At 51.2% G+C, this 26,142-nt stretch carries 19 protein-coding genes; 15 read left to right on the plus strand and 4 right to left on the minus strand.

Annotated elements, in window-relative coordinates:
• Positions 1 to 48: 48 nt before the first annotated feature.
• Complete coding sequence (locus tag B1H56_RS01150; protein WP_066520639.1) at positions 49 to 1,272, minus strand: plasmid recombination protein; 1,224 nt, start codon at positions 1,270 to 1,272, stop codon at positions 49 to 51.
• A 293-nt stretch (positions 1,273 to 1,565) separates the two neighbouring features.
• Between B1H56_RS01150 and B1H56_RS01155 the strand changes: the two genes are divergently transcribed.
• The 8 genes from B1H56_RS01155 to B1H56_RS01190 all read left to right on the plus strand — a co-directional run bounded on the left by B1H56_RS01155 (position 1,566) and on the right by B1H56_RS01190 (position 11,543).
• Entirely contained in the window at positions 1,566 to 2,033 is a 468-nt protein-coding gene (locus tag B1H56_RS01155; RefSeq protein ID WP_066520107.1) for a helix-turn-helix domain-containing protein, read from the plus strand.
• 482 nt (positions 2,034 to 2,515) lie between these two features.
• Complete coding sequence (locus B1H56_RS01160) at positions 2,516 to 4,507, plus strand: LacI family DNA-binding transcriptional regulator (RefSeq protein WP_066739708.1); 1,992 nt, start codon at positions 2,516 to 2,518, stop codon at positions 4,505 to 4,507.
• 231 nt (positions 4,508 to 4,738) lie between these two features.
• Positions 4,739 to 5,554 (plus strand): sugar phosphate isomerase/epimerase family protein, encoded by an 816-nt coding sequence (locus B1H56_RS01165; protein ID WP_066520109.1) that lies wholly within the window; start codon positions 4,739 to 4,741, stop codon positions 5,552 to 5,554.
• A 26-nt stretch (positions 5,555 to 5,580) separates the two neighbouring features.
• Entirely contained in the window at positions 5,581 to 6,738 is a 1,158-nt protein-coding gene (locus B1H56_RS01170) for a levoglucosan dehydrogenase (protein WP_066520111.1), read from the plus strand.
• Positions 6,739 to 6,791: 53 nt separating this feature from the next.
• The gene (locus B1H56_RS01175; protein WP_066520112.1) at positions 6,792 to 8,099 is read left to right on the plus strand and encodes a substrate-binding domain-containing protein; all 1,308 of its coding nucleotides are present in this window, start codon (positions 6,792 to 6,794) and stop codon (positions 8,097 to 8,099) included.
• An 89-nt stretch (positions 8,100 to 8,188) separates the two neighbouring features.
• On the plus strand, positions 8,189 to 9,682 hold the full coding sequence (locus B1H56_RS01180; RefSeq protein ID WP_066520113.1) for a sugar ABC transporter ATP-binding protein: 1,494 nt from the start codon (positions 8,189 to 8,191) through the stop codon (positions 9,680 to 9,682).
• Positions 9,663 to 10,622 carry an ABC transporter permease gene (locus B1H56_RS01185; protein ID WP_066520117.1) on the plus strand — a complete coding sequence of 320 codons (960 nt, stop codon included), beginning with the start codon at positions 9,663 to 9,665 and terminating at the stop codon, positions 10,620 to 10,622. The genes B1H56_RS01180 and B1H56_RS01185 overlap by 20 nt, the downstream gene beginning before the upstream one ends.
• Positions 10,623 to 10,661: 39 nt before the next feature.
• Positions 10,662 to 11,543, plus strand: a complete 882-nt coding sequence (locus tag B1H56_RS01190; protein ID WP_066520119.1) for an alpha/beta fold hydrolase — start codon at positions 10,662 to 10,664, stop codon at positions 11,541 to 11,543.
• Positions 11,544 to 11,685: 142 nt separating this feature from the next.
• On the opposite strand, the gene B1H56_RS01195 is transcribed toward B1H56_RS01190, so the two are convergent.
• Positions 11,686 to 12,072 carry a DDE-type integrase/transposase/recombinase gene (locus B1H56_RS01195; RefSeq protein WP_082771046.1) on the minus strand — a complete coding sequence of 129 codons (387 nt, stop codon included), beginning with the start codon at positions 12,070 to 12,072 and terminating at the stop codon, positions 11,686 to 11,688.
• Positions 12,073 to 12,354: 282 nt separating this feature from the next.
• Here B1H56_RS01195 and B1H56_RS01200 point away from each other — a divergent pair, with 282 nt between their 5' ends.
• From B1H56_RS01200 to B1H56_RS01215, 4 genes are all read left to right on the plus strand, one after another.
• Entirely contained in the window at positions 12,355 to 13,257 is a 903-nt protein-coding gene (locus B1H56_RS01200; RefSeq protein WP_066520122.1) for a Fic family protein, read from the plus strand.
• Positions 13,258 to 13,310: 53 nt separating this feature from the next.
• A complete protein-coding gene (locus B1H56_RS01205) occupies positions 13,311 to 13,607 on the plus strand; it encodes a hypothetical protein (RefSeq protein ID WP_066520125.1) in 297 nt (98 codons plus the stop codon).
• Positions 13,604 to 15,097: a recombinase family protein gene (locus tag B1H56_RS01210; RefSeq protein WP_066520128.1), complete on the plus strand. Its 1,494-nt coding sequence runs from the start codon at positions 13,604 to 13,606 to the stop codon at positions 15,095 to 15,097. Before B1H56_RS01205 ends, B1H56_RS01210 begins: the two co-directional genes overlap by 4 nt.
• A gap of 384 nt (positions 15,098 to 15,481) precedes the next feature.
• Complete coding sequence (locus tag B1H56_RS01215) at positions 15,482 to 17,677, plus strand: beta-glucosidase family protein (RefSeq protein ID WP_121419025.1); 2,196 nt, start codon at positions 15,482 to 15,484, stop codon at positions 17,675 to 17,677.
• A gap of 33 nt (positions 17,678 to 17,710) precedes the next feature.
• On the opposite strand, the gene B1H56_RS01220 is transcribed toward B1H56_RS01215, so the two are convergent.
• The gene (locus tag B1H56_RS01220) at positions 17,711 to 19,321 is read right to left on the minus strand and encodes a response regulator transcription factor (protein ID WP_066520134.1); all 1,611 of its coding nucleotides are present in this window, start codon (positions 19,319 to 19,321) and stop codon (positions 17,711 to 17,713) included.
• Positions 19,314 to 21,122, minus strand: a complete 1,809-nt coding sequence (locus B1H56_RS01225; RefSeq protein ID WP_121418951.1) for a cache domain-containing sensor histidine kinase — start codon at positions 21,120 to 21,122, stop codon at positions 19,314 to 19,316. Before B1H56_RS01225 ends, B1H56_RS01220 begins: the two co-directional genes overlap by 8 nt.
• Positions 21,123 to 21,369: 247 nt before the next feature.
• Here B1H56_RS01225 and B1H56_RS01230 point away from each other — a divergent pair, with 247 nt between their 5' ends.
• From B1H56_RS01230 to B1H56_RS01240, 3 genes are all read left to right on the plus strand, one after another.
• A complete protein-coding gene (locus B1H56_RS01230) occupies positions 21,370 to 22,380 on the plus strand; it encodes a sugar ABC transporter substrate-binding protein (RefSeq protein ID WP_066520137.1) in 1,011 nt (336 codons plus the stop codon).
• 428 nt (positions 22,381 to 22,808) lie between these two features.
• Positions 22,809 to 24,812: a glycoside hydrolase family 3 C-terminal domain-containing protein gene (locus tag B1H56_RS01235; protein ID WP_121418953.1), complete on the plus strand. Its 2,004-nt coding sequence runs from the start codon at positions 22,809 to 22,811 to the stop codon at positions 24,810 to 24,812.
• 64 nt (positions 24,813 to 24,876) lie between these two features.
• Positions 24,877 to 26,112: a sugar ABC transporter substrate-binding protein gene (locus B1H56_RS01240; protein WP_066520143.1), complete on the plus strand. Its 1,236-nt coding sequence runs from the start codon at positions 24,877 to 24,879 to the stop codon at positions 26,110 to 26,112.
• Positions 26,113 to 26,142: the final 30 nt, after the last annotated feature.

Below are 26,142 nucleotides of genomic sequence, written 5' to 3' on the forward strand. Positions count from 1 at the left end.
GTATCCCTCCGTATTCAGTTGTCAGACTCTATTCAGTTTTCAAGGTACTTACCGTATTGGGGCGTTATTGCGGCTGCGGCTTTCCCTGCGCATCTGCCGCTCCCGCTCCCGTTCCGCACGGTCTTTGGCAAAAATGTCTTCCAATAATTCCTTTACTCTTTTGGGCGCAATCTTCACCGCCCGAAAGAAATCCCGCGTACTCTCCCATAGCCGGTCAAAGTCTCCTCGCAGATCCCGCAGCTTCCATTCCTTCTCCGCCAGCTCCCGCTTCAATTCCGGGATTGTAGAGCGAGACACGATCCCCTCCTTGGCCAGCGTGAGCATCCCCTCAAATTCCTCCCCGGTCAGTTCCACCTTTCCGAAGATCTTCTTCTTTCCGGTATGTTCCAATTCATAAAAGGTCTTATATACCTCCCGTTTGGGCTCCAGTACCTGTTCGATCCTGTCCAGTTCCTGCTGCCGCATCCGCGCTTTCCGCTCCATTTCTCTTACTTTCTCCTGCTCCTGCCGCAACCTGTAATCCAGTACGGATAAGTGCTCCGCGGTGCTCCCGCGCACCCCGCGTTCAAAATCCGTATATCCCGCGTCCCTCATGTGTTCGTAGAATCTGTCCTGCAACAGGCTGTACGGATGTACCAGACGGGGCTTCCCCTTCCCGTCCCGTATCGTGTTTCCGCGTTCGTCCGTCATTTTCCTCGATCCCCATTTCTTGGAATGGCTGACCTGATGAACCACCTCCTTGACCTTGCCTATAAGGGCTTTGTCTCTGCACCGCTTTGTCCACCGGATCTCCTTTTCCACTACAGGGATATACACGACGTGCAGGTGGTAATGATATACGTCATATCCGTATTCGGCGGACAGGCTGCGGTTCCGCTCGTCCGCGTGCATGACCGCCGAGATAATGTACTGCTCGCCGCCCGCGATCTCTGCGGCGAGCTTGTATGCCTCCCGGTAGAACCTTACGGCATACGCATAGCCGCCGTGCCGCTCAAAGTACGCGGTGTTGACGTCGAATACCATCTCGTCGAATACGTTGGCGTCCTGCCTGAGTCCACGTGTGCTGACGACCTTGTCCTGTACCAGCCTGTCAAAGGCCTGCGCATAGGTCCCTTCGCACTTTTTGAAATATACATTGTTTCCGCTCCGCTCCGGTATGACGTCCGGGTTGCTGTACGATTCGTTCTTCCGCTCGTTGTGCCGCTCACGGATACCGATTGCTTTTTTCGTGTAAGGCTTGTTGCGCACGACGGTACGGTCTGGTTTGGGCATGAACTTCACCTTCCTTTCGCTGCGTGCCGCAGGGAGCGCCGGGAGAATACTTTGGAAAAGTATTTGACCCACTATGACACTTTCGTGCTCCGCTCCGAAAGCTGTCATGCGGGCTCTCCGAGGGCCCTGCGGGGCTGTATATCCGAGATAGACGCAAGCAGCAGTTCGCATATGAACTGCTCACGATATGATTCTATCAGTACAAATATGAACTGTCAATAAAAATATTTCAGAAGTGAACTGTTTATGATATACTGGTCACAGATAGTAACAACAAAAAGGAGAAAAAAGTAATGACGACAGGGGAAAAGATACGGAAATACAGACTGGAACGGGGGCTTTCCCAGAAGGAGCTGGGGCTGCGGGCAGGGATGAGCGAGCCCGCGGTACGCAACTATGAGCTGGGGAACCGTATCCCGTCGGTCAAGCGGTTGGAGGCTTTGGCGGGTGCGCTCGGGGTGAGCCGGTTCGCCCTGTCTGATCCGGACCTTGACACTTACATCGGGGTGATGCACGCCTTATTTTATTTGGAGGATACCTATGGACTGGAGCCGATTGACCGCAGCGGAGAGATTGTGCTGAAGTTCCCGATTGAAAATTCCCTTTATGAGGATGTGCGTTCATGGTGCAAAGAGCGGCAGGCGTTTGCGGAGGATAAGATTTCCCGCGAGGACTATGACGAATGGCGGCATACCTTTCCCAAAATACGGACGGAACGAAACATACGGGCTGTGCGTGAGCTGCAAAAGAAGCAAAAATAGCTTTGAGCCTTGTTCAGCTGCAAAAAACAACAAAAAAGAGAGGCGCGTGTCCTTTGCAAGCATCGCAAAAGTATATACTTTTGCAGCTTGTTAGGGACTATCGTCCCTATGACCCTAAGCGGATTAGCCGCTGATATAAACAAATAGTATTTCATATATTTTCGCAATTGATCGTATTGTTTTGTTATATAGGAATAAATAGAGATATATAATATTTTAATAACTTTTGATTTTGCATAGTTTAATTGAATCAATAATAAGTCTGCCCAAAATATAAATATGACTTTTTCTATTTTTAATATATTTAATATAATTTACGTAAATTGAGCAGCTTTACGTAAATTATGGCAAAATATTTTCAACTGATTGATTTTATTAGGCTAAAAAGATTATGATATATACCAAAAACAGTTTGTATTGCGGCAGTCTGAATAACAGAAAGCAATCTGAATACCATAAGAAAATTGATTGGGAGATAGATTTTGAATATTACAATAAAAGAGATTGCAAAAATGACGGGAGTATCGATTGCCACGGTATCCCATGTTATCAACAAGACCCGTTATGTCAGCCCAGAGCTGACGCAAAAAGTAGAAAGGGCCATTTATGAAACAGGATATATCAATAAAATACGAAGAAATCAATTCAAATTTGGAAGGCAATCCAGAATGGCATTTGTGCTGCCCACCACAAACAGTACCGTATATGCACAGCTTGCAAACACAATGACAGAGCTTCTTGCAAAAGAGGGATATATCCTTTCGACCTATGTTTCCCACGATAATGAAGAGTATGAAAAGCATATCCTGATGAATCTGCTTGCGGATAAAAATATTGCCGGCATCTTTTTGTCGCCTACGGTAAATGCGTCGCGGATATACACAAAGGTGAAGCGTTCCGGTATTCCTTTTATGTGCGTGGAGCGCAAGACGAAAGACGGCGAAATTCCAGCCATACTGTCTGAAAACGAAGAAGCGATGTTCAGGGGGACCCGCCACTTGATTCGCAGCGGGCATAAATTGATTGGTATCCTGCTCGAAGACTGCGACTTGATTCACTGCCAGGAGCGTCTTGCGGGATATAGGCGCGCGTTAGAGGAATATAAAGTCCCATTCGACAAAGGATTGGTTTGCAGAGTGGATCTTTACTGCCAGGAAGAGGAAAACATTTTTGAAAAAGCGCGTTTCAATACGCTCCCTTCTGCATTTATCGCGGCGGGAAACACTTTGACCCTAAAACTCCTGAAAAATGCGGACGATTACGGCTTGAAGTGCCCGGACGATATTTCCATTGTCGGCTTTGGCGATGATGAATGGAGCAGTATTTTTAATCCGTCGCTTACGATTCTCAGGCAGGATACCGCTAGCACCGCAAAGCGTGCGGTGGAGATGATGATGGGATTATTGAAAGGAAATTCTGCTGCACAGACAGTGGTTCGCATGCCCGTCGGTTTTACGGTCCGCAAATCCACGCGCGTCATCAATCGGGGGCCGTTTGGGGAAATTGCCGTTCCGCCTGAAAACATACTGGTCGATACGGCGGAAGAGGAATATTTAAAAAAGGAACAATTCAAGGTTGCCATCGCGTTCCACTGCACGGATACAGAATGGTCCCGGCTTCAGGAAACGGGGATCCGCGATACGCTTGCGCGCTATAACGTACAGGTCATTGCGGTGATGGACGCAAATTTTAATGCGCAGCTGCAGGTAACGCAGCTTGAGGCGCTTCGTATGCAGAAGCCGGATGCGATTATCGGCGTTCCGGTAGATGAAAACATTACGGCGGGCAAATTCAAGGAGCTCTCCCGCCTGACAAAAATGATTCTTATTGGAAATATACCTCAGGGGATTGACAAGAATGACTATTATAGCTGCGTTTCAGTGAACGAGCGGGAAAACGGACAAAATGCAGGAAATATATTGGGGGAATATTTCAGGGAAAGAACGGATGTCAAGCTGGGCTTGTTAAATCATGGGCTGCCGTTCCACATGACGCGCCAACGGGATAATGCAGCCGAGCAGGTTCTGACGGAAAATTATACCAATTTGCAGATCGTATCGCGCAAAAATTTTTACCAAATTCAAAACGTATATGATACCTGTATGCAAATGATGCGGGAACACCCGGAGATTTCCGGGCTTTATGTGTCGTGGGAACGCCCGGCAATGGAGGCGATACGCGCCCTGCGTACGCTTGGAAGGACGGACGTCGCCATTTCCACGGTGGATTTGGATTTGGAAATCGCATCTTATATGGCCCGCGGGGAAATGGTGCGGGGCATAAGCGCGCAGCGTCCTTACGAGCAGGGCGAAGCAGCGGCAATGGTTACGATCCAGGCGCTTCTGGGGAAAAAAGGATATAAATTTGTGGGCGTGCAGCCGGTGGTGGTATACCCGCGCGAGTTGACGCGTTATTGGCGCGAAATCATCAGAAAACCTGCGCCTGAATTTCTGAAACCGCATAAAAACCGTTGAATTTACGTAAAAAAGGCATAAAAACAGCATTTTCTTTGAAAAAAAGTTAAAACGGACAAATTTTCTTTCTTCCTTTTCTTGCTGTGCTATAGTATACGTAAACAAGGGAAAAGCACAAAGATAAAACAACAAACGATGTACCCGTGTGGAAACGGAAAAAGCAGGATTTTCCGTGGCTCTGTTAATTTACGCTTTTTTAGCGCAATCGAAAAAAAGAAAAGGAGAAAGCTTATGAAAATCACTTACTCGACAAATGCATGGGGGCCGGTCTTGGCGCATTGGGCCGCGCCAAATTGCGTAAACGCCGCATATTACAGGTGCGGCGGCAAACTCGAACAGGCGCTGGCGGATATCGCGGAAGCGGGATTTGAATCGGTGGAGATATTTGACGGAGAGTTGCTGGAGTTCGAGGGACGCAGCGGGATCCTGGAAAAAATGCTGGAAAAGTACGGTCTTACGCTAAAGGGCGTATACATTGCCTGCAATTTCATTTACGACGAGATATTGCCGGAAGAGCTGGACCGTGTCCGCCGCGCCGCGCAGTTTGCGAAAAACCTTGGGGCAACGGAGATCGCCCTTGGGGGCGGCGCGATCCGGTTCGACGGGATCAGGGAATCGGATTACGTAAAATTGGGCGAAGCGCTTGACCGGGTCTGCGACCTTGCGGACAAGCTGGAAATGCGGGCGAGCTTTCACCCTCATATGGGGTCGCTGGTAGAATCCCCGGTCCAGCTGGACAAGGTCATGCCGCATACGCGTATCCGGCTGTGCCCCGACCTTGCCCATGTAAAAAAGGGCGGCGGGGATCCGCTTAAGGTCGTAAAAAAATATCTTGACCGGATCGATTACATCCACCTGAAGGACATTATGGACGACGGTATGTTTTGCCCCCTTGGCATCGGGATACTCGATATAGACGCAATCGTGGAGGCGCTCAAAAAAGCGCCGCACAAGATCGAGATCGCGATTGAATGCGACGGCTGGACGGGCGATCCGGCAGAGGGGGCGCGGATCACGTCACATTATTTGAAGAAACAGGGATTTTAAGAAACAAAAATTGAAAGGAGAAACAAATGAAGACTTATCAGGTAGGTTTGATCGGCGCGGGATTTATGGCAAAAGCACATTCCATTGCATACGACGGGATGCCGATGTTTTTTTGGCCGGCGCCGGGGATGGCGGTCAAAAAGACCATTGCCGATTTGACGGAGGAATGCGCGAAGGACGCGGCGCAACGGCTGGGATTCCGGCAGGGGACGGCGAATTGGCGCGACATTGTGGACGATCCCGAGATCGATATCGTTGATATCTGTACGCCAAACGACGCGCACTACGAAATCGCTGTGGCGGCGGCAGAAGCCGGGAAGCATATCCTGTGCGAAAAGCCGATCTCAAGAACGCTCGAGGAAGCCGAAAAGATGCGCGACGCCGTTAGGAAAGCCGGCGTAATCAATATGCTTGCGTTCAATTACAGGCGGACGCCCGCAGTACAGCTTGCAAAAAAATTAATTGACGAAGGGGCGATCGGGACGATCCTGGATTTCCGCGGGACCTATTTGCAGGATTGGTCGGCCGATCCGGATTCCCCACTTTCCTGGAGGTTCCAGAAAAAGGTTTGTGGCTCGGGCGCGCTTGGAGATATCGGGACGCATGTGGTCGATATGGCGCGGTTCCTCATCGGAGACTTCGACGAGGTAAACGCGCGTGTCGCAACGTATATAAACGAACGGCCGCTGCAAACCGGTTCCGCGGACAGCCTTGGGAATGTGAAAGGCGGCAGCGGGCCGAAAGGAAAGGTTGACGTGGACGACCAGTGCTGCTTTATGATTAATTTCAAAAGCGGCGCGTTCGGCACGATAGAGGCGACGAGGAATGCGTGGGGCCGCAATAACTTCATTACGCTTGAGATCCACGGGACGGAAGGCTCCATCTATTTCAATTACGAACGCAGGGATGAACTGCAGGTCTGCTTTGCAAGCGACGGGGGAGACCGCCGGGGCTTCCGTACGATTTACACCGGCCCGGCCCACCCTTATGGAGAAGGCCTGTGGCCGATCCCGGCGCTGGGAATCGGATATACGGAGACCAAGATCGTCGAGTGCTACGATTTCATCAAGGCGATTGCGGAAAACAAACAGGCCTCGCCTAATTTTGAAGACGGCTACCAGATCGAGAGGATCAGCGACGCCGTCCTGAGGTCGGGCGCGAGCCGCGCATGGGAAAAGGTTTGAGCGAAACAGGTTTTGGAAACATCCAATATCAAGAGAAAACAAGGAGGAAAGAAATGAAAAAATTAGTGGCGATCATTGTAGTGATTGCGATGGCTGCGGCTGCTTTTACAGCCTGCGCCGAAACGACGGCTCCTGAAAGCTCCGCGGATACGTCTGTGGGGCAGGCAACGCAGGAAGCGACAGAGCCGACCGCCGAAGGAAGCCAAGCGGCGCCCGCCGAGGGCGGCGTAACGGAGCGCCTGAATGCAATGGCGGCGGAGTATGGATGGCAGCAGCCCTTCTGGTATGAGGAGCCCAGTGAAAATACGCTTAAAATGGCGGAATCGGCGCTTGACGGATCGGTTCTCAATTTTGGGCCGAATGGAGAGGAAGCGGTTCTGGGAAGCGATTTCGCTGCGGCCGTGACAGAGGATCAGAAAAATCAGATCGAAGCCCTCGACGGAATGACGGCGGCGCTGTGCATGCGGTGGACGGGCAGCTTCTGGCCGAACCAGCAGGTTGCGGGCATTACCGACACGCTCGAATCCTATGGGATCGAGGTGATTGCAACGACGGATGCGAATTCGGACGACGTGACGCAGATCTCCAATATTGAAGCGGCGATCGCGATGGAACCGGATCTTCTCTTTATCCATCCGACGAATGAAGCTACCCTCACGGATGTGTGCAAAAAGGCAGTGGACGCCGGAATCAAAATCGTGTTTATGGATCAGGCGGTAGACGGACTTGAAGCGGGCACGGACTACGTTACTACGGTTACGTGCGACAATCTTCTGAATGGTATGCGGCATGCCGACATCGTTGCGCAGTCGCTGGAAGGCAAAGCGGAAAAAAATGTCGGGATATTATACTACGCGCCGCAGTTTACCGCCACAAATGACCGGTATGAAGGGTTTGTAACGAGGATGGCGGCAAAATATCCGGACGTCAACATCGTGGCCATCGCGCCGTTCGAGGACGCGCTGGATACGGAAGCGTCCGCGGCTGCGCTGCTCACGGCGCATCCGGAGATCAACGCGATCTATACGGAGTGGGACGAGCCGGCAATCGGCATTATCTCAGCGGCACGCGCGGCAGGGCTTTCATCGGAGGATCTGGCAATCGGTACGGACCTCATGAGCGACGAGGTCGTGCTGGACCTGGCGCAGGGCGGATATGTAAAGGGGATCAGCACGCAGGATCCTTACCAGCAGGGAGTCGCCGAAGCGACGGCGGGCGTGCTTGCCCTGATCGGCGCGGACGTACCGGTATTTATCGAAGTCGTACCGACCATCGTTACGCGCGACAATCTTGCGGATACTTATGAAGCGGTATGCGGCGAACCCTTGTTTGCGGAGGCTGCCGAAGCGCTGAAGCAGTAAACTGAAAATATGTAAAAAATCCGAATGGGACAAGGCGGAACAGGACCTTTCCGGTTCCGCCTTACAGCCCATTTTACAGGGTGGCAAAGATGAATGAAAACGTTTTGGAAATGCACAATATCGAAAAACAATTCAACGGCGTTCCTGTCCTGAAAAAAATGAATTTTTCCCTGAAAAAGGGTGAAGTCCACGCCCTGCTCGGAGGCAACGGCGCCGGAAAATCTACGCTGATGAAGATATTGAACGGCGTGTATACAAAGGACGCGGGGCAAATACGGATCGATGGGCAGGAGGCCGACCTGCACAGTGTGGAGGATGCGCACAAAAAGGGCATCGCGATGATCTACCAGGAGTTCAGCCTGCTGCCCGCCATGAGCGTCGCGGAAAATATTTACATTACGCGCGAGTGGAAAAAGGGCGGATTGATCGATGATAGAAAAAACATGAAGAAAGCTGAGGAACTGCTGAAATGGCTGGAAATTGACAATATCGATCCCCGGGTTGCGGTCGAGTCGCTGGACGTCGGCTATTGGCAGATGGTCGAAATCGCAAAGGCGCTGTCTCAGGATGCAAAAATATTGGTTATGGACGAACCTACGTCTTCTTTGTCGAAGACGGAAACGAAGGCGCTGTTTAAGGTGATCCGCCAGCTCAAGGAAAAGGGGATCTCCATCATATATATTTCACACAGGATGGCTGAGGTTTTTGAAATTTGCGACAGGGTGACGATCCTGCGCGACGGCGTCAACGTTGCAACGGTCGAAAGCAGAGATACTACAATGGAAGAAATCATCGATAAGATGCTCGATGCAGCGGCCAAAACCTCCTTTGAGCGTGTGGAAAGGAATTTTGAACAGTCCGGCGATCCCGTGCTGCGCGTAAGGGATTTTGCGTATGGCAATAAGCTCGCGGACGTCTCGTTTGACCTATACCCGGGAGAAATACTGGGACTTGCCGGATTGATGGGGAGCGGAAGGACGGAGCTTGTCGAATCCATCTTCGGCATCAGAAGAAATTGGACGGGAGACGTTGCCATGCGGGGTGAACCCATCAAAAGCAAAAAAGACGCGATGAATAAAGGAATCGCACTCGTTCCCGAAGACCGCAGGCAGGAAGGGCTGATTCTGCAGCACAGCATCAAAAGCAATTTTATGCTTCCAAGCGTCCGGCAGATGAGAAAAGGTTTTTTGATCGACGATAAAAAAGGGGCGGATATTTCCCGGGAATATATTGAGAAGCTGTCGATCAAGGCGGATAGCATCAAGCAGATGGCCATGCTGCTTTCCGGCGGCAACCAGCAGAAAATTGTCCTGGGCAAATGGCTTGCGCGCGGCCCCAGGGTTTTGATTCTCGACGAGCCGACCATTGGCGTCGACGTCGCGGCCAAAGCCGAAATCCTGCGTATCATAAGGCAGCTTGCCGACGAGGGTGTTGCGGTACTGATGATCTCGTCGGAATTGAGTGAGCTGGTGGCGGCATGCGACCGGATCCTGGTCCTGTACAACCGGACGGTCAATAAAGAACTGTCCGGGCGAGAAATTGAATCGGAGGAGGTGCTTCATCATGCAATCCAAGGTCTCTAGCAGAAGAAGCTTTGAATGGAGAAATTACATCGTATACTTTGTTTTCATCGGCGTTTTCCTGTTCTTTCTGTTTTCAATCGGTGATTCTGGTTTCCTAAAACCAAGCAACCTGTTGAGCATAGTCAGGACGACTACGATGACAACGCTGATCGCGGTCGCAATGACGTTTACCATTGCGGCAGGCGAATTCGACCTCTCGGTCGGAGCGACGGCGGCGTTTGGCGCAATCTTTGCGGCCCTTGCGATCCAAGCGACCGGGAACGCGTTCATTGGCATTTTAGCGGGTCTCGCGGGAGGAGCGCTTGTGGGCGCGGCCAACGGGGCGCTCGTTGCCGGTCTTGGCATACCATCGTTTATCGTAACAGTTGGTATGCAAATGGTGGTTCGAGGGGCAGATATGTGGCTTACCAATACCAAGCCGGTCATCATTGGCGATGCAGCGTTCAACAATATTTTCGGACAGGCGAGCATCGGCCCCGTGCCGGTGCTGGTGATCTGGACGGCGGCAGCGCTGCTGATTGGGCACGTCGTGCTCAAGAAAACGTCTTACGGGCGCGAGGTGCTCGCGACCGGGGCTAATAGAGTGGCGGCGGAGTTCTCCGGCATTTCCACAAAAAAGGTTAAATTTATGGTCATGCTGGTTATTGGGATCGTGGCCGCCATTTCCGGTATGCTGTCTGCAGGCCTGATGCAAACGGCACGCAGCACGATCGGGGAGGGCGGCATTGAGCTAAACGCAATCGCCGCGGCGATCCTCGGCGGCGCCGCGCTGTCCGGCGGAAAGGGCTCGATCATAGGAACGGTAGTCGCGTCGCTTTTGATCGGCGTGATTAATAACGGAATCGTGATTATGGGACTTAATATCGCACAGCAATATATGGTGACGGGCGCGATCATCATTTTGGCGATCGCCTTTGGAGAAAAACGCAAAAAAGTTTGACTGCAATTAATTTTAATAAAATAAAAAGGAGAAGAAAACATGAAACAAGATATTTTGGACTTTCAGGGCAACAAGGTAACTCATTCCCGCAAGACCTGCAACGGAGTTCGCCTGCATTATTACACGGCAGGGCAGGGACCGGCGCTGATCCTGCTTCACGGCGTTCCCAAAACCTCTTATTACTGGCGGAAACTCATACCTATCCTAACGGAGAAATACACGGTCGTATGCCCGGATCTCCGCGGCCTTGGGGATTCAAACCGTCCGAAAGACGGGTATGACATGATGACGATGGCGGACGACATCGTATCGCTGGCCGACCAGCTCGGGATCGATAAGTTTTATCTGACGGGAGAAGATTGGGGCGCGGCGTGCGGATACTGCATCGCAAAAAAGTATCCTGACCGCGTAATGAAATTTGCCTATATCGAGATGCTCCTGCCCGGTTTCGGACTGGAAGAATGGTCTCATCTGACGCCGGAAAATGTGGAAGGTAACCGTTGGCTGTGGCACATCAATTTTTATAATGTGCCGGCATTTCCAGAGGCGCTGATTACGGGACGCGAACGGATCTATTTTGATCAGTTCTTAAAGAATGAGGCGCTGGACTGTAATATTCCAGATGATGCGATGGATGAATATATCCGATGCTATTCAAAGCCAGACAGCATCCGGAGTATGTGCGAAATTTACAGAGCTACATTCCAAGATGCGGAGTGGAATCTCGAAGCGGCCAAAGAAAAGCTAAAAATGCCGGTGTTGGCACTGGGAGGCAGAGAATTCATTTTCGAAGAAGTGGAACGTGAAATGAAACTGGTTGCAGAAGATGTCACCAGTGTTGTCCTCGACTATGGCCACCAGATGGCAGAGGAATGCCCAGAGCTTCTGGCATCGGAATTAGATCAATTTTTTGGAGAATAAAAGTTAGATAGGGCATCAAATTTGAAGCGCCACAAAAAGCAGACAATATTTTGAAGGGAAATTTGTTCATGCCCAAAAAACAGACACAAAGTTAAAAGCGGTTAAATCTTTATAGCTTCAAATTACGCCGGACTGAGCTAACCTAAAGCAGAATGTATGGGAATGTATGGTAGTAAAGTTCAATGTATTTGAAGATATCCATGCGGGCTTGTTCGGGATTGTCATACTTGACATCCTGAACAAGCCCTCTTTTTAGGATGCGGTAGAAAGATTCCATAATAGCATTGTCATAAGGGTTACCTTTTCGGCTCATGCTTTGCCGGAAGCCGCAGCGAATACACATAGACTGAAATCTGCGTACTGTAAATTGGCAACCTCTATCTGTATGAATAATCAATCCCTCTGGCGGATGTTTTCGGCAGATTGCTTGGGTAAGCACTGGTAAAACCAACGTATCCCGAACCATGGTGTCCATGATCCATCCAGTCACCTTACGGGAATAGATGTCAATAAAAACAACAAGATACAACCAGCCATGCTTTAATAGTTAATCTCTCTATAGTTTTTTGTACAATATATATGCTAAATCCACTACCCACTTGTAACTTTTTAGAATAGGCAGTATAATAAAATCTATACGGGAATTTTATATTATCTTTTCATAAAAGTAACAGATATTATTTGCAAAATAAAAATATACTTGAATATTTTCATAACTTAAAGAATATCGGCTAAAAACATAAAAAATAAAAAAATTATCAATATATTGCCGAATCCGTGGTATAATAAAAGCAGTGAATGAGGTACTGCTATGAAATTCTTATCGGTTGCGGAAACAGCTAAAAAATGGGATATATCTGAGAGAAGCGTGCGGAATTATTGTGCGAACGGAAGAATACCGGGGGCGTTCCGAAAAGGAAAGACGTGGAATATCCCGGAAAACGCCGTGAAACCCAAACGCGCCAACAAGAAAAAAGAAACGATGCAGGTACTTCTGGATATTTTGCGTGCGGAAAAAGATTCCGGTATGAGAGGGGGTATCTATCATAAGATACAGATCGACCTGACATATAATTCAAACCATATGGAAGGCAGCAGACTCACCCACGACCAGACGCGGTATATTTTTGAAACGAACACTATTGGCGTCGCAGAGGATGGGATGAATGTAGACGATATTATCGAGACGGTCAATCATTTCCGCTGTATCGATATGGTGATTGAAGACGCGGGAAAAATGCTCAGCGAAAGATGGATTAAAGAACTTCATCAGACCTTAAAGAATGGAACGAGCGACTCGCGGAAAAGCTGGTTTGCAGTTGGGAAATATAAACGGCTGCCGAATGAAGTCGGAGGAAAAGCAACGACGCTGCCGGAAGATGTAGAAACAGAGATGAATTCCCTGCTCAAAAAATATAGGGCAATCGAATCGCCGACGCTGCATGATATAATAAACTTCCATGTACGCTTTGAATTGATCCATCCGTTTCAGGACGGAAACGGGCGTGTGGGGCGGCTTATCCTGTTCAAAGAGTGTTTGAAGCATAATATCGTTCCCTTTATCATCGATGATAAATTAAAAATGTTTTACTATCGGGGATTGGCCGAATGGCATCATACAGAGGGATATTTGACCGATACCTGTCTTGCGGCGCAGGATACATTCAAACAGTATCTCGATTATTTCCGCATTGGCATTGGCTATATGGGTTGAAAGGCGATTGCACAGCCAGATGATTTCTAAAGGACAAAAGCGGGAGGAAAATCATGAACTCAATCAGCAAAAGGATCACTTTGCCCTGCGATTGCAAATGCTGTACGTTTGTGATCGAGAAGACGGTGTGGGAAGAAGGAGACATCGGTTATAATATTTCGATTCAGGATTCCAGATATGATCACAATTATAATACCGTGTGGGAACGAATAAAACGAGCGGTAAAAATTTTATTCGGCAAGCCGATTTATTACAATGACGTTTATTTGGACGGCGAGGAAACTTTCCGAAATCTGGTAAAGGATATGGGCGAATTGGCGAAATCGAATCCGGAGGAATCGAAGCAATGAACGGAGTGATCTATGCGCGGTATTCCTCGGACAACCAGCGCGAGGAATCCATTGAAGGACAGATTCGCGAATGTATGGAGTTTGCAGAAAAACAGGATATCAATATTCTTGGAACATATATTGACCGGGCACTTTCGGCTAAAACGGATAACCGGCCGGATTTCCAGCGAATGATAAAGGACAGCACAAAGGGGCTGTTTGATGTGGCGATCGTATGGCGGCTCGACCGCTTCGCGCGCAACCGCTACGACTCCGCCCATTATAAGATGATCCTGCGGAAAAACGGCGTGAAAGTCGTTTCAGCACGGGAGAGTATCGCAGAGGACTCGACAGGTATCCTGTTGGAATCGGTTTTAGAGGGATATGCAGAATTCTTTTCGGCAGAGCTTTCCGAAAAGGTCAGGCGCGGCATGAAAGAAAATGCGCTGAAATGCAAATCTAACGGGTGCAGTATACCGATGGGATATGTGGTCGACAGCGAACGGCATTTTCAGATCGATCCAGTTGCTGCCCCCATTGTGCAGGAAGTTTTCAACCAATATGCGGAAGGTGCAACAATGAAAGAGATCGCGGACGGGCTGAACGCTAAGGGGATCCGTTCTTCAAGAGGCGGACCGATTTCTTTGAATATCATTTCCCACATGCTGAAAAACAGGCGGTATCTTGGCGAATACCGCTATGGGGATATCGTAACGCCGGGCGGGATGCCTGTGATCATTTCAGAAGAATTGTTTGAACGTGCGCAGGAGCGGATGAAGCAGAACAAGAAGGCTCCGGCAAGACACAAGGCGGAGGACGATTATCTGCTGACGACAAAGCTGTATTGCGGAAAGTGCGGAGCCTTTATGGTGGGGGAAAGCGGTACGAGCCATACGGCGAAGATCTATCGCTACTACAAATGCACGAATACCAAGCAAAGAAAGACCTGTGATAAAAAAGCTGTGCAAAAGGACTGGATCGAGAACTTTGTAGTCAGCCGCATTATGCAGGAATTGATGCATGACGACGAACTGGAACGGCTGATCGACGCGCTGTTGAATCTGCAATCCAAGGAGAGCAGGGAGCTTCCTTTGCTGGAACGGCAGCTTGCGGAAACGGAAAATGGGATACGAAATTTGCTGGACGCGATCCAGCAGGGACTTTTGACAGAATCGACAAAGGAAAGGCTGCGGGAACTGGAGGAAACGAAAAGCAAACTGCAAACGAGTATCCTGCAGGAGAAGATACGGCATCCTTTATTGACGAGGGAGCAGATATCCTTTTTCATCTATCGTTTCCGGGACAGCGATATCACGAAACGGGAGCAGAGACAGAGGCTGATAGACAGCTTCGTCAACGCGATTTATTTATATGACGATAAGGTCGTCATCACATTAAATTATACGGAAGGTGCAAAGACCATTTCCCTTCGGGATATAGAGGGTTCGGATTTATTGAAAGAGGCTACACCAAAAAACGTTTCCATACGAAGTGTGGAGGCGTTTTTTTAATGGGAGAGGATTCGAACCGAAGAGTTCAACAGAGCGTGCGGGAAGCGCGGTGCGATGTATCCTCCCGGGCACACCAAATCGGAACAAAGCTTGCTTTGTTCCGATTTTTTCTTTTTCTTGAAAAATCTTACTGCGCGTTCGTCGTTTCTTTTCCGAAAAAGTAACGCCCGCATTGCCCAAGCACTTGCAAGCGCGTGCTTTTTACACCGGTTTGCTTGTTGCCACCTGCTTTGGGTTTTGCAGCGCATTGCGGACGGCCGCAGCAATCTAAAAAATGTATACCGCGATCAAAAGGATTTGGGATAGGAAACCGCGCTGATCTTCGTATAATGAGAAGCATGGGGACCGATCATTATAAAAAAGGGGATAGTGAAAATGGCATATATGAAAAAAACATATCTCACCAGCTACGAAGAGGCGCTTGGACTCGGGGACGAACAGATGAAAGCGCTTAAGGCTCGGGTAAAGCAGGAAAAGGCCGAGCATCCGCCGCGTCATATCGACAGCGAATGGGGAAGATTTGAAGGGCTGCACGGCCTCTCGGAAGAGCAGGTTGACGATCTGGCGAAAAAAGTGCTGGCAGGCATGACATTGGAGCAAAAGGTCAATCAAATGAGCGGCGATGAGTCGCTGGATTCTATTGCCCTCAGCATAACGCGCGAATACAATAAAACTCCTTATTACGGCGGGGAAGACCCGGAGCTCGGTCTGCCCGCAGTCAAGTTTTCGGATGGGCCAACCGGAGTGGTTATGTATCACTCCACGGCGTTTCCGGTTCCGGTCGGCCGCGCGGCCTCATTTGACCGGGAGCTCGAATATAAGATCGGGAATGCGATCGGAACAGAGATCAGGGCCCAAGGCGGAAATTACTACGGGGGCGTATGTATCAATTTGGTGCGGCATCCCGCGTGGGGCCGGGCGCAGGAATCGTTTGGAGAAGATCCCCATCTGCTGGGGGCTATGGGGGAAGCGCTGATGAACGGCGTACAGAACCACGTAATGGCTTGTATCAAGCATTTTGCGGCGAACAGTATCGAAAATACGCGGTTTGAAGTGGACGTGGATATGGATGAACGTTCCCTGCGAGAAATCTATTTGCCTCATTTTGAACGCTGCGTAAAAGCGGGAGCCGCATCCGTGATGAGCGCCTACAATTATTTCAGGGGCGAGCCCTGCGGGCACAGCGCCTACTTGCAACGGAAAATATTGAAGGAAGAATGGGGCTTTGATGGATTTATCCTTTCGGATTTTGTTTTCTGCGTACGGAACACGGAGGACTCTGTGAATGGAGGCATGGATATCGAGATGCCTTCGACGATTCATTGGGGGACCAAGCTGGTCGACGCGGTCAGGAACGGAAGCGTGAGAGAAGACGTGATTGACGACGCCGTCCTGCGTCTCCTGCGGCAGAAAATTCGTTTTGCACAGGTGAACGCCGGCACGAAGCCCGAACCGGGCAAGGTCGTATGCAGAGAACACATAGACCTTGCCCGCCGTGCGGCACAGGAGTCCTTCGTGCTGCTTAAAAACGACGCTGTCCTGCCGCTGGAAGACAAAAAAGGGCAGAAAATACTTATCGCAGGGAAGCTTGCGGAGAAAGTCAATATCGGAGACGGGAAAGGCTCAAGTGCGGTGCGCCCGCCTTATGCCGTAACACCCCTCGAAGGGATATACCGCCGGGCCGGGGAAGCTGCCATCTTCTATGACGACGGCGCCGATCTTAAAAGGACGGCCGGGAAAGCAAAAGATGCGGATGCCGTCGTTATTATCGCAGGACTTACGTGCGCGGACGAGGGCGAGTACATGGAAACCTTCAGCGGCGGCGCCGACGGTATCGTGGGCGGCGACCGGAGCAACCTGCGTCTGCATGAAGACGACCTGCGCCTGATCGAGGCTTGTGCGCAGAACAACCGGGCCGTTACAGTTTGCGTGATGGGCGGAAGCTCGATCATCATGGACCCGTGGTGTGAGGACGTACAAGGCATCGTGATGCTCTGGTATCCGGGCATGGAGGGCGGAAACGCGCTTGCGGATGTCCTCTTGGGGGATGTATCGCCAAGCGGGAAGTTGCCCGTCTCCATTCCAAGGGATGAGAGCCAGCTTCCGTTCTTTGAAGTGAACGCGGTAAAAGCGCAGTACGATTATTACCACGGTTATTTTCTCGCGGATAAGGAAGGCTACGATATGCGGTATCCGTTTGGCTTCGGGCTTTCGTATACGGAATTTGAACTGAAGAACCTGCGTGTGAGCGCGAAGGCCGCCGGGGAAGCGGATACCGTGAAAGTGCTGGTCGACGTGACGAATACGGGGAAACGGGCGGGAACGGAAATCGTACAGTTGTATACGGGCTACTGTAATCCGTCGGCAGAGCGCCATCTGAAGGACCTGCGGGGATTTGAACGCGTATCGCTTGAGCCGGGGCAGACGAAAACGGTGAGCATTCCGCTTGCTGTGAGGAATCTGGCGTATTATGACGATGCGAAAGGCGAGTGGGCTGTGGACCCGATCAGCTACCGCATCATCGTGGGGAATTCCTCCGCGGATGCGCATGCGCTCGAGACCACTCTGGAAGTACGGTAAACATTCAATAAAAAAAGCGCCGCGGCGCTTTTTTTATTCCGGTTTTTTCAGCCGGAACTCTGTTGGAGTATAGCCGCTTTGTTTTTTAAAGATTTTATCGAAATATTTTGAATTTGAAAAGCCGCATTTAACAGCGATGTCCGCGATCTTTTGCTCCGGGTCCTTGAGCAGGCGCTTTGCCTCTTCGATACGCAGGTTCGTCAGGCACTGCAAAAAGCTTTTTCCGTAATACTGCTTAAAAAGGGAGCTCAGGTAGCTCGGCGTCAGCTGGACCTGCTCGGCCGCGTCGTTGAGTCCGATATCCGAGGCGTAATTTTCCTGCAGGTAACGGAGCACGCGCTGGATAATATCTTTGTATTTTTCATTGCGGTTGGCGGAGATACTGCGGATGATCTCGAGGATCAGGTCGTCAAGGTTCTGCTTGGTAACGAACATATGCTCCGGGGACGCGGATTTCTGCCTGACATCGTCCAGCAGGCCGAGAATCCGTTTTCCCGAAATGCCGGACTCGTAAATGAATTCCTCCAGGTGCAGGATCAGTCCGCGCAGCGCAAGATGCTGGGTATGCCGCTGGAACTGTCCGGAGGAAAAAAGGAGGTCGAAGAATAATCCGGTGTTGGCGGATGCAAGGGTATAATCGGAGGAAGAGATACTCTGGAGGATTTTCTTTTCGATGTCGAGCAGAGAAAGCTGCGTGGAGGTGTGGCTGGAAAAAACTTCCGTATAACAACGTACCGGCGACGCAGACTGGTAAAAACGGTCGTGCAGCGTAGTGGCGGCTTCGCGGAAAGCTTCGGGGAGATCGGCCTCGCTGCTGTGTACGCCGGAAAGCCCCATAGTGACTGAAATGTGGTTGGAATCGGTGAGGAATTGCAGGATGCGTTCCGACCGTTCCGCGACTGCGTCGCCCAGCTCCACCTCCCTCAAAGGGTGCTCTGAAGCGATTACGCCGCATAACAGGTCCGCGTCGTTCTGGGCGAAGAAAACGTCATAGCCTGTATATTCATTTGAAAACAGCTCACGCAGGGACAGAACAAAGCAATTGAAGTCCAGCGCGGACATATCGGAAGCGGAATCGCATCCGATCGCGAAGCACATATAACCGGAGGCGAGCGAACGGATGTGGAACAGGTCCAGCGTCTGGCGGATTTCTTCCTGGGACCGGAGACGGTCCTGTGCAATCTCGGTGAAAAAGTGCTCCAAAAGATAGGCACGGTTTTGTTCTATTTGTGCGGTCATCGATTCTTCGCGCCGCTGTGCTTCGCGTTCCCGGTTCAGTTCGCCGACCGCGGTAAGCAGGGCGCGGTTCAGTTCCTGCGGGTCCAGGGGCTTGCAGATGTAATCGACAGAGCCGTAGGTAAGCGCCGGACGAAGGTATTCGTAATCGTCATAGCCGCTGATTACAATGACCTTTTTTTCGATGTTGTTTTCCTTCAGTTCGTGGATGAGGGCAATTCCGTCCATCACCGGCATTTTGATATCCGTAATGATGATATCGGGGTCCTGGCTGATTACCAGCTCCGAGGCCTCGAGTCCATTTTTTGCGAGGCCGCATACGGTGAGCGGCAGGTGTTCGTAATCGATCGAGAATTCAATGTTTTTACGAATTAGACTTTCGTCGTCGACAATTAAAACTTTATACATTGGGTCCTCCGTCCTTGTGATTGTCATACGGCAGAATGATCGTCACTTTTGTGTAATGTCCGGCAAATGAAGTAAAGGAAATCCCATACTGTGCGCCGTAATGAAGCCGGATCCTTTGGTGGATATTGTAGATCCCGTAAATATCGTTCCCCGGCTTGGTTTCGGGCAGCAACGTTGCTTCGATTTTTTGCAGGGTCTCTTCGCTGATGCCGCACCCGTTGTCGATGACCTCGATCACGAGCGTGTTCCCCCGGTGGAAGGAACGGATAGCGATGACGCAATCCGCTTCCTTATATTCAAAGCCGTGGATGATCGAGTTTTCAACCAGGGGCTGCAAAAGGAGCTTGATTACGGGCTGTTTTTCAGTTCCAGAGGCGATCCGGCAAATGAGGCGGAATTTACCGTCGTGCCGGATGTTCTGGATGTAAAGATAATTCTGTACGCGGTCGATCTCCTGTTCCAGCGTTAAAAAGGCGTTTCCCTTGTTAACGCTCAGACGGAGCATATGGGAAAGGGCCAGAACAAGCTGGCTGATATCCTTGTATCCGCGCAGGATTGCGAGGCTGTTGATTGATTCCAGCGTATTATAGAGGAAATGCGGGTTGATCTGTTCCTGCAGCGCATTGATTTCGATCATTTGCTTGGCGACCTGCTCGGCGGAAAGCTCGTCGATCGTGTCCTGCAATTTTTTCAGCGTATTATTGAATTGCAGGGAGAGCTGGTTGATTTCGTCCGTGCCCCGCACAGGCGCGCGTACCGAGAAGTCGCCCTTTTCCACCCGCGGCAGCATTGCCGAAAGCCTTGTGATCGTGGAGGTGAGGCCGCGCGAGAAGAAAAAGCTCAGGAACGTACCGATCACCATAGCGAGCAGGAACGTCATCAGGATGATATAGAAAAGGTTCGCTAAATTGTTGTCGATATAATCGAAGGGCGTGAAGCTGACAAGGTACCAGTCGTAATTCTGCGACGGAGACCAGTTGACCAGGTAATCGACGCCGTTGATGGTGAAGGAAAAAGAATTTTGCTGCGCAAGGATATGGTCTACAAATGGCAGATGGGCGGTGTAGATATCCAAAAAGGAATTTTGAGAATGGGCAATTGCCGTCCCTTCATTATCCATAATCAGGTAAGAGGAACCGGACTCGTTGCTTTCAACGGTAAGGGCGTCCGTCAGGGCAGACTCTTTGAGATTGACCAGCATCAGGGCCTTTGGCTCGCCGTTTTCATGATAGGAAATCCTGGCGTTGCACAGGATACGGTTGTTTTCCGTGAGCAGATGGGAAGTTGTGTAATAGTCATAAATCCATACTGGATCGCCTTTTTGTGCCTCCGCCAGCTGGAAGATGGAGCTTAGCCTGATGGAGTCCCATGCGTAATCGAACAGTTTGCCCTGATGGAGGCTTACCGCCTGCGCGCGTGAAATATAGATGGACGAAAGGTCGCCGTTGGAATCCATCAGAACATTGAGCAGTTCGTTGGGAACAGAGGAAGCAGCCTTGGATTGTTCCACATCGGAAAAATCCGCGTTCAGATAGCTGTTGATGACAGTGTTTTCATAGAGCGCCTCCGAGGTCTGTTCCACGGCGTTCATGCTTTGGGAAATATTATCGTCGATCTTAGAAAGCGTGCCATAAAGCTGCTGGCTGATCTCTTTGGTAAGGATATCGCGGTAAAAAACGTAACCGAAGCCTTCGGCAATCAGCGTTACGATGGTCACGAGCAGCAGGAAAAAACAGACGGTTTTCCGGCGGAAGGGAATACTGAAATACCAAAACGATAGCTTGCTCAAAAAACGGTCCATTTATCAAAAGCTCCCTGTATAAAACATAAAAGTGAATGAGAAGTTGCTTATAAACCTAACCCTATCATAACATGACACCACAAACGGAAGGTATCCCTTTTTTTTACGATTCGGCAAAAGAAAGAAAGAATCGTAAAATAATGCACCTTGTTCCAAAGAATTTTGAGTATACAGCACCTCCTTTTTTCAGTATGATGAGAACAGCAAGCGAGCCTTGCACAATTCCGGAATGAAGAGTGACCACAAAATGAAAAAGCAATATGGAACGGCCGCAGGGCGCCTCAAGCGCGCTGTGGCAATGGGAATGGTAATTGTATGCCTGTTGGCTTTGTGTGCATGCCGCACAACAGAGGGAGCCATCGTGTTTGAGGAGGAATCGGTGACGGAAGCGGGAACGGACATGAAGATCATGTTCATCACGCCGCTTGCGAAGCATCCGATCTGGCTGGAAGCGAAGGCAGGAGCGGAAGACGCGGGAAGAGAGCTGGGAGCGACCATTACGTGGCGCGGGCCGGACATTACGGACGCGGACAATATGGTCGGGGTGATGGAAGAAGCGATCGAGCAGGACTATGACGCGATCATCGTATATCCCATCGAGCCGGAACTGTTTGTGGATGTGATGAAAAAGACAGCGGACGCCGGGATACCCGTCGTAACGGTCTGCGGAGATTCCGCGCCAGAGCTGCGCGACTCCTACGTAGGCACCGATGTGGAGCGCTTCGGACAGGAGGCGGCAGAATTGATCGGGCAAAAATCCGGCGGGCAGGCAAACGTCGCCGTCCTGTGCACGGATTATGACGTGATTAACCAGATCCAGGAATATGAGGCGTTTTTGAAAGTTCTGGAGGAGAAATATCCGGATGTGAAGGTAGTGGTCCGGGAAACGGACGACACGGACTCTTTGAAGGCGATCCAAAGGACATATGAAATATTGGAGAAACATCCTGAAGTGGATTTTTTCTGGTCTATGGAAGGAGCAGGCGCGCCCGGCGTTGTGGAAGTTCTGAAGGAAAAGGACATGCTGGGCAAGGTCACGGTGCTCGGGACGGACGCCATGGAACCGATGTTGGACGCCATTGAAGCGGGAGAAGCATGGGGGTCGCTGGCACAGAACTTTTATAAAATGGGAAAACTCGCGGTAGAAAATGCGGTAAACCATATCAATGGCAACGACGTACCGGATACGACGGATTCGGGCTTCGTGTTTATTACGCAGGAAAACGTACAATCGTACCGGACGGAAAGCATTTTTTGAACAGAAAGAGGAGGAAGCACCATGGAAAGATTAAAGGACCGTAGTTCTGTAAAAAAGATCATAGGACAAATGACACTTGAAGAGAAGGCGGGCGCTTTGACCGGAGGGTCTCTTTTTTTCGGCACCGGGCTGGAAAAGTATGGGATACCGTCCCTGTATTTCCTGGACGGAGGCACGGGCGCAAATTATTTCCAGATGTATCTGGATTGCTTTTGCAAAAACCATAAAATGTCGACGGAAGGCGGCAGCGCACTTTTTGATATGAATTCGGAAGCGCAGGCTGTTCCCGAGCTGCTTGCGCTCGACGCGGACGAGCAGGCCGCGGCGCAGGCCGATGAGAAAACCCGCAAAGAAGTCGCCATGATGAAGGAAAAGATGAAGGCGTATATTCCCGGAGGCGTGATGCCGGGCTGCTTCCCTCCGGGATTTTGCTCGGGGCGACCTGGGACGGGGAAAACATCCGCAGGGTGGGCAGAGCGCTGGGAAAAGAAGCGAATTATTATGGCGTCGACGTACTGCTGGGAACGCCGAACGTCAATATCCACAGGGATCCCCTCGGCGGAAGATTATTTGAAGGATACTCCGAGGACCCCTGCCTGGTGGCACAGCTTGCCCCCGAGCTTGTAAAAGGCGTCCAGGAGGAGGGAGTACTTGCCAATCCCAAGCATTTTGCCGCCAATAACCAGGAAACGGACAGGAGGGGCGTGGACGAGACCGTACAGAAGCGCGCGCTGTACGAGATTTATTTCCCGGGTTTCAGGGCGTGCATCCAGGAGGGAAAAAGCAAGACGGTTATGAGCGCGTATAACGCAATCAACGGGGAATGCTGCGCGATGAACCGTTGGCTGCTGACGGACGTGCTCCGCGGCGAATGGGGCTTTGAGGGCTTCGTCGTTTCGGACTGGGGCGGCGCTTACGACCAAGCAGAGGCCCTGCGGGCCGGAAACGATTATGATATGCCGGGGCCGAGGAGTATAGCACCCATCGTAGAGGCTGTCAAAAGCGGACGGCTGCCGGAAAAAGTGCTCGATACTGCACTTGAGAGGGTTCTTAACATGATGTTGGAAGCTCCGGCAATGACGGGGAAAAAGACGGAAAAAATCGACATTGAGGATTCCCGGCAAGCTGCGTACGACGCGGCCAAGGAAGGCATCGTGCTGCTGAAGAACGAGGGAGGTACGCTTCCGTTTTCCACGGACGCAAATATCAGTTTCTTTGGAGGGAAAAGCAAAAAATTCATCGAGTCGGGCGGCGGCAGCGCGAACGTGATTACCGACCGGACCAGCAATGTCTATGACTGCAGCCGCACGATCGCGGGGGACGGGCGTGTGCGGTTCGGCGAGATTACGGACGATACGGACGCGGTTGTAGTAACGGTGGGCGTGATCGGCCAGGAGGGCTTTGACCGCGCATCGCTGAGTATAGACGCGGAAGATGAAAAGATGTTGAAGGAAACCCTGGAAGAGGCCAAGCGGTCCGGAAAGAAAACGGTTGTGATACTGAACGTGTGCGGGCCTGTGGACGTTAGGGAATTTATTGACGATACGGACGCGCTGCTGTGCGTGTTCATCCCCGGTATGGAAGGCGGCCGCGCGGCGGCGGACATCCTGTACGGCAGGGTGAATCCTTCGGGCAAGCTGCCGCTCACCTTTCCGAAGCGCTATGAAGACTGCCCGACCTATGGGAATTTCCCGGGCCGGGGCGCGAAGGTGATGTACGGCGAGGGCATTTTTGTGGGCTACCGTTATTACGACATGAAAAATATCGAGCCCATGTTCCCGTTTGGTTTTGGGCTTTCCTATACGCAATTCGGGATCGGCCACCTGCATTTGGACCGCGACTGTATGAACGTGGATAGGGAGGGCGACGACCTTTCCGCCACCGTGAAGGTGAAGAACACCGGCAGATGCGGGGGAAAAGAGGTCGTACAGCTTTATATCGCGCAGGAAAAACCGACATTGGTGAAACCGCCCAAGGAATTGAAGGCCTTCCGCAAGGTTTGGCTGGAACCGGGGGAGGAAAAGGAGATCACATTTACGGTCACCGCAGATATGCTGCAAAGCTATGACGACGGTACGGAAAAATGGCAGATCGAGCCAGGATATTACAAGGTGCTGGTGGGGAATTCTGCGCGGAATATCTGCGCGGAAGCGTCCTTTGAAGTAAAAGGATATAACCCTTACGGCGTGAACGAAGACACCCCGCTTGGGAAGCTTGTTATGATCCCGGGCGCGCTGGACGAACTGATGAAGCACTGCCCCGAGGGCAGGCTGACGCGCGAAAGCGTGGAACTCAGTATCCTTTTTGCGGCGACGGGAAAACTCAGCGAGTATTGGGACAAGGTGATCGCACCGGCAATGGAAGGCATTGGAGACGACGAAAAACAGCGGCGCTATGAGGCGATGCTGGCGGCGATGAACCGCTTCCATTAAGAGACGGACACGGTATGAAACGTTTGTGTAACCACAAAAACGAAAAATATTAGGAGGAAGAACAATGAAAAAAGCACTCATGGTAGTATTGGCGCTGGTGATCGTATGCGCATGCTTTCTGACGGCATGTGCAGGAACGCCGGCAGCGACGGAGGGAACGGCGGAAAGCTCCGCGCCGGCGGAAAGCGCGGCAGCGGGGAGCCCGGAGCCATCCGGCGAGGCAAGTGAAGAAGCGGCGGGAAGCGGCGGACAACTGCTGATCGGCCACAACAACATCCTGAAAGGGAACTATTCGGTCGATATTCTGGAAAACACGATCCAGGCGACCTGCGACGCGCTGGATATCGAATTGATGGTAACCAACGATGAAACGCAGGTGGAAAAATCCGTAACGAATGTGGACAACATGATTTCCGCGGGCGTGGACGGACTGATCTTTCTCGGCATGTCCGACACTTTGTTCCCGGTGATCGCTGAAAAGTGCGAAGCGGCGAACGTACCGTTTGCGATCGTCGACCACATCCCGGCGGACGACGTGGCGGCACAGCTTCAGGAAAGCCCGATGTATGTGGGCGGCGCCGTAACAGACGATTCTGTTACCGGCAAGACCATCGGCGAATATGCGGCGGCGCAGGGCTGCAAAAAGGCAATCGTCGTAACTGCCCTCAATACAGACCCGACGCACATCAAGCGTGTGGAAGGCTTTACGGAGGCGTTTGAAGCGGCAGGCGGAGAAGTTCTGGATGTCGGCTGGGGCGAACCCACGGTGGACAAAGCCCTGACCCGCGCGAACGACTTGCTGACGGCGCACCCGGACGTTGATTGCGTATATGGAACCAACGGCGACGTGGCCTCGGCAACGATCCAAGCTTTGGAAAAGCATCCCGAGGTAAGCGCGAAAATGTTTGCGACCGATCTTGACCCCGCTGTGCTGGAAGGCCTTGAAAGCGGCGTGGTAAGCGCGGCAAACGGTGCGCACTGGGTTGGCGGAGACTTTGCGGCAGAGCTGCTGATAAACTATCTGCAGGGAAATCCGATCAAGGATCCCGAAGGAAAAGCGCCCCTGTTTAAGGTAAGCGCGGCGGTACTCCCGAGCAGCCTTGTCGACCTTTACAATCAGTTCTGGATCAATTCGCAGCCGTTCTCCGATGAAGAGATGCAGGCAATGGTTGGCCCCGGCGTAACATACGATACATTCAACGATGCAATTTCAGGCTATACCGTGGAAAGCAGGCTGCAGGCAAAGGTAGACGCAGGACTGCTGACGCAGGAAGAACTGGACGCGGCCCTGGCAGGCTGACAAACAGGCAAAGATACGGCACGCCCTCCC

The organism is Christensenella minuta, from assembly GCF_003628755.1.
In the GTDB taxonomy this organism is placed as follows: domain Bacteria; phylum Bacillota; class Clostridia; order Christensenellales; family Christensenellaceae; genus Christensenella; species Christensenella minuta.

Bases quoted from the DNA above. Each gene is read 5' to 3' on its own strand.
- B1H56_RS01150 (WP_066520639.1), bottom strand. From the start codon at position 1,272: ATGCCCAAACCAGACCGTACCGTCGTGCGCAACAAGCCTTACACGAAA.
- B1H56_RS01155 (WP_066520107.1), top strand. From the start codon at position 1,566: ATGACGACAGGGGAAAAGATACGGAAATACAGACTGGAACGGGGGCTT.
- B1H56_RS01165 (WP_066520109.1), top strand. From the start codon at position 4,739: ATGAAAATCACTTACTCGACAAATGCATGGGGGCCGGTCTTGGCGCAT.
- B1H56_RS01170 (WP_066520111.1), top strand. From the start codon at position 5,581: ATGAAGACTTATCAGGTAGGTTTGATCGGCGCGGGATTTATGGCAAAA.
- B1H56_RS01175 (WP_066520112.1), top strand. From the start codon at position 6,792: ATGAAAAAATTAGTGGCGATCATTGTAGTGATTGCGATGGCTGCGGCT.
- B1H56_RS01180 (WP_066520113.1), top strand. From the start codon at position 8,189: ATGAATGAAAACGTTTTGGAAATGCACAATATCGAAAAACAATTCAAC.
- B1H56_RS01185 (WP_066520117.1), top strand. From the start codon at position 9,663: ATGCAATCCAAGGTCTCTAGCAGAAGAAGCTTTGAATGGAGAAATTAC.
- B1H56_RS01190 (WP_066520119.1), top strand. From the start codon at position 10,662: ATGAAACAAGATATTTTGGACTTTCAGGGCAACAAGGTAACTCATTCC.
- B1H56_RS01200 (WP_066520122.1), top strand. From the start codon at position 12,355: ATGAAATTCTTATCGGTTGCGGAAACAGCTAAAAAATGGGATATATCT.
- B1H56_RS01205 (WP_066520125.1), top strand. From the start codon at position 13,311: ATGAACTCAATCAGCAAAAGGATCACTTTGCCCTGCGATTGCAAATGC.
- B1H56_RS01210 (WP_066520128.1), top strand. From the start codon at position 13,604: ATGAACGGAGTGATCTATGCGCGGTATTCCTCGGACAACCAGCGCGAG.
- B1H56_RS01215 (WP_121419025.1), top strand. From the start codon at position 15,482: ATGAAAAAAACATATCTCACCAGCTACGAAGAGGCGCTTGGACTCGGG.
- B1H56_RS01220 (WP_066520134.1), bottom strand. From the start codon at position 19,321: ATGTATAAAGTTTTAATTGTCGACGACGAAAGTCTAATTCGTAAAAAC.
- B1H56_RS01225 (WP_121418951.1), bottom strand. From the start codon at position 21,122: ATGGACCGTTTTTTGAGCAAGCTATCGTTTTGGTATTTCAGTATTCCC.
- B1H56_RS01230 (WP_066520137.1), top strand. From the start codon at position 21,370: ATGAAAAAGCAATATGGAACGGCCGCAGGGCGCCTCAAGCGCGCTGTG.
- B1H56_RS01240 (WP_066520143.1), top strand. From the start codon at position 24,877: ATGAAAAAAGCACTCATGGTAGTATTGGCGCTGGTGATCGTATGCGCA.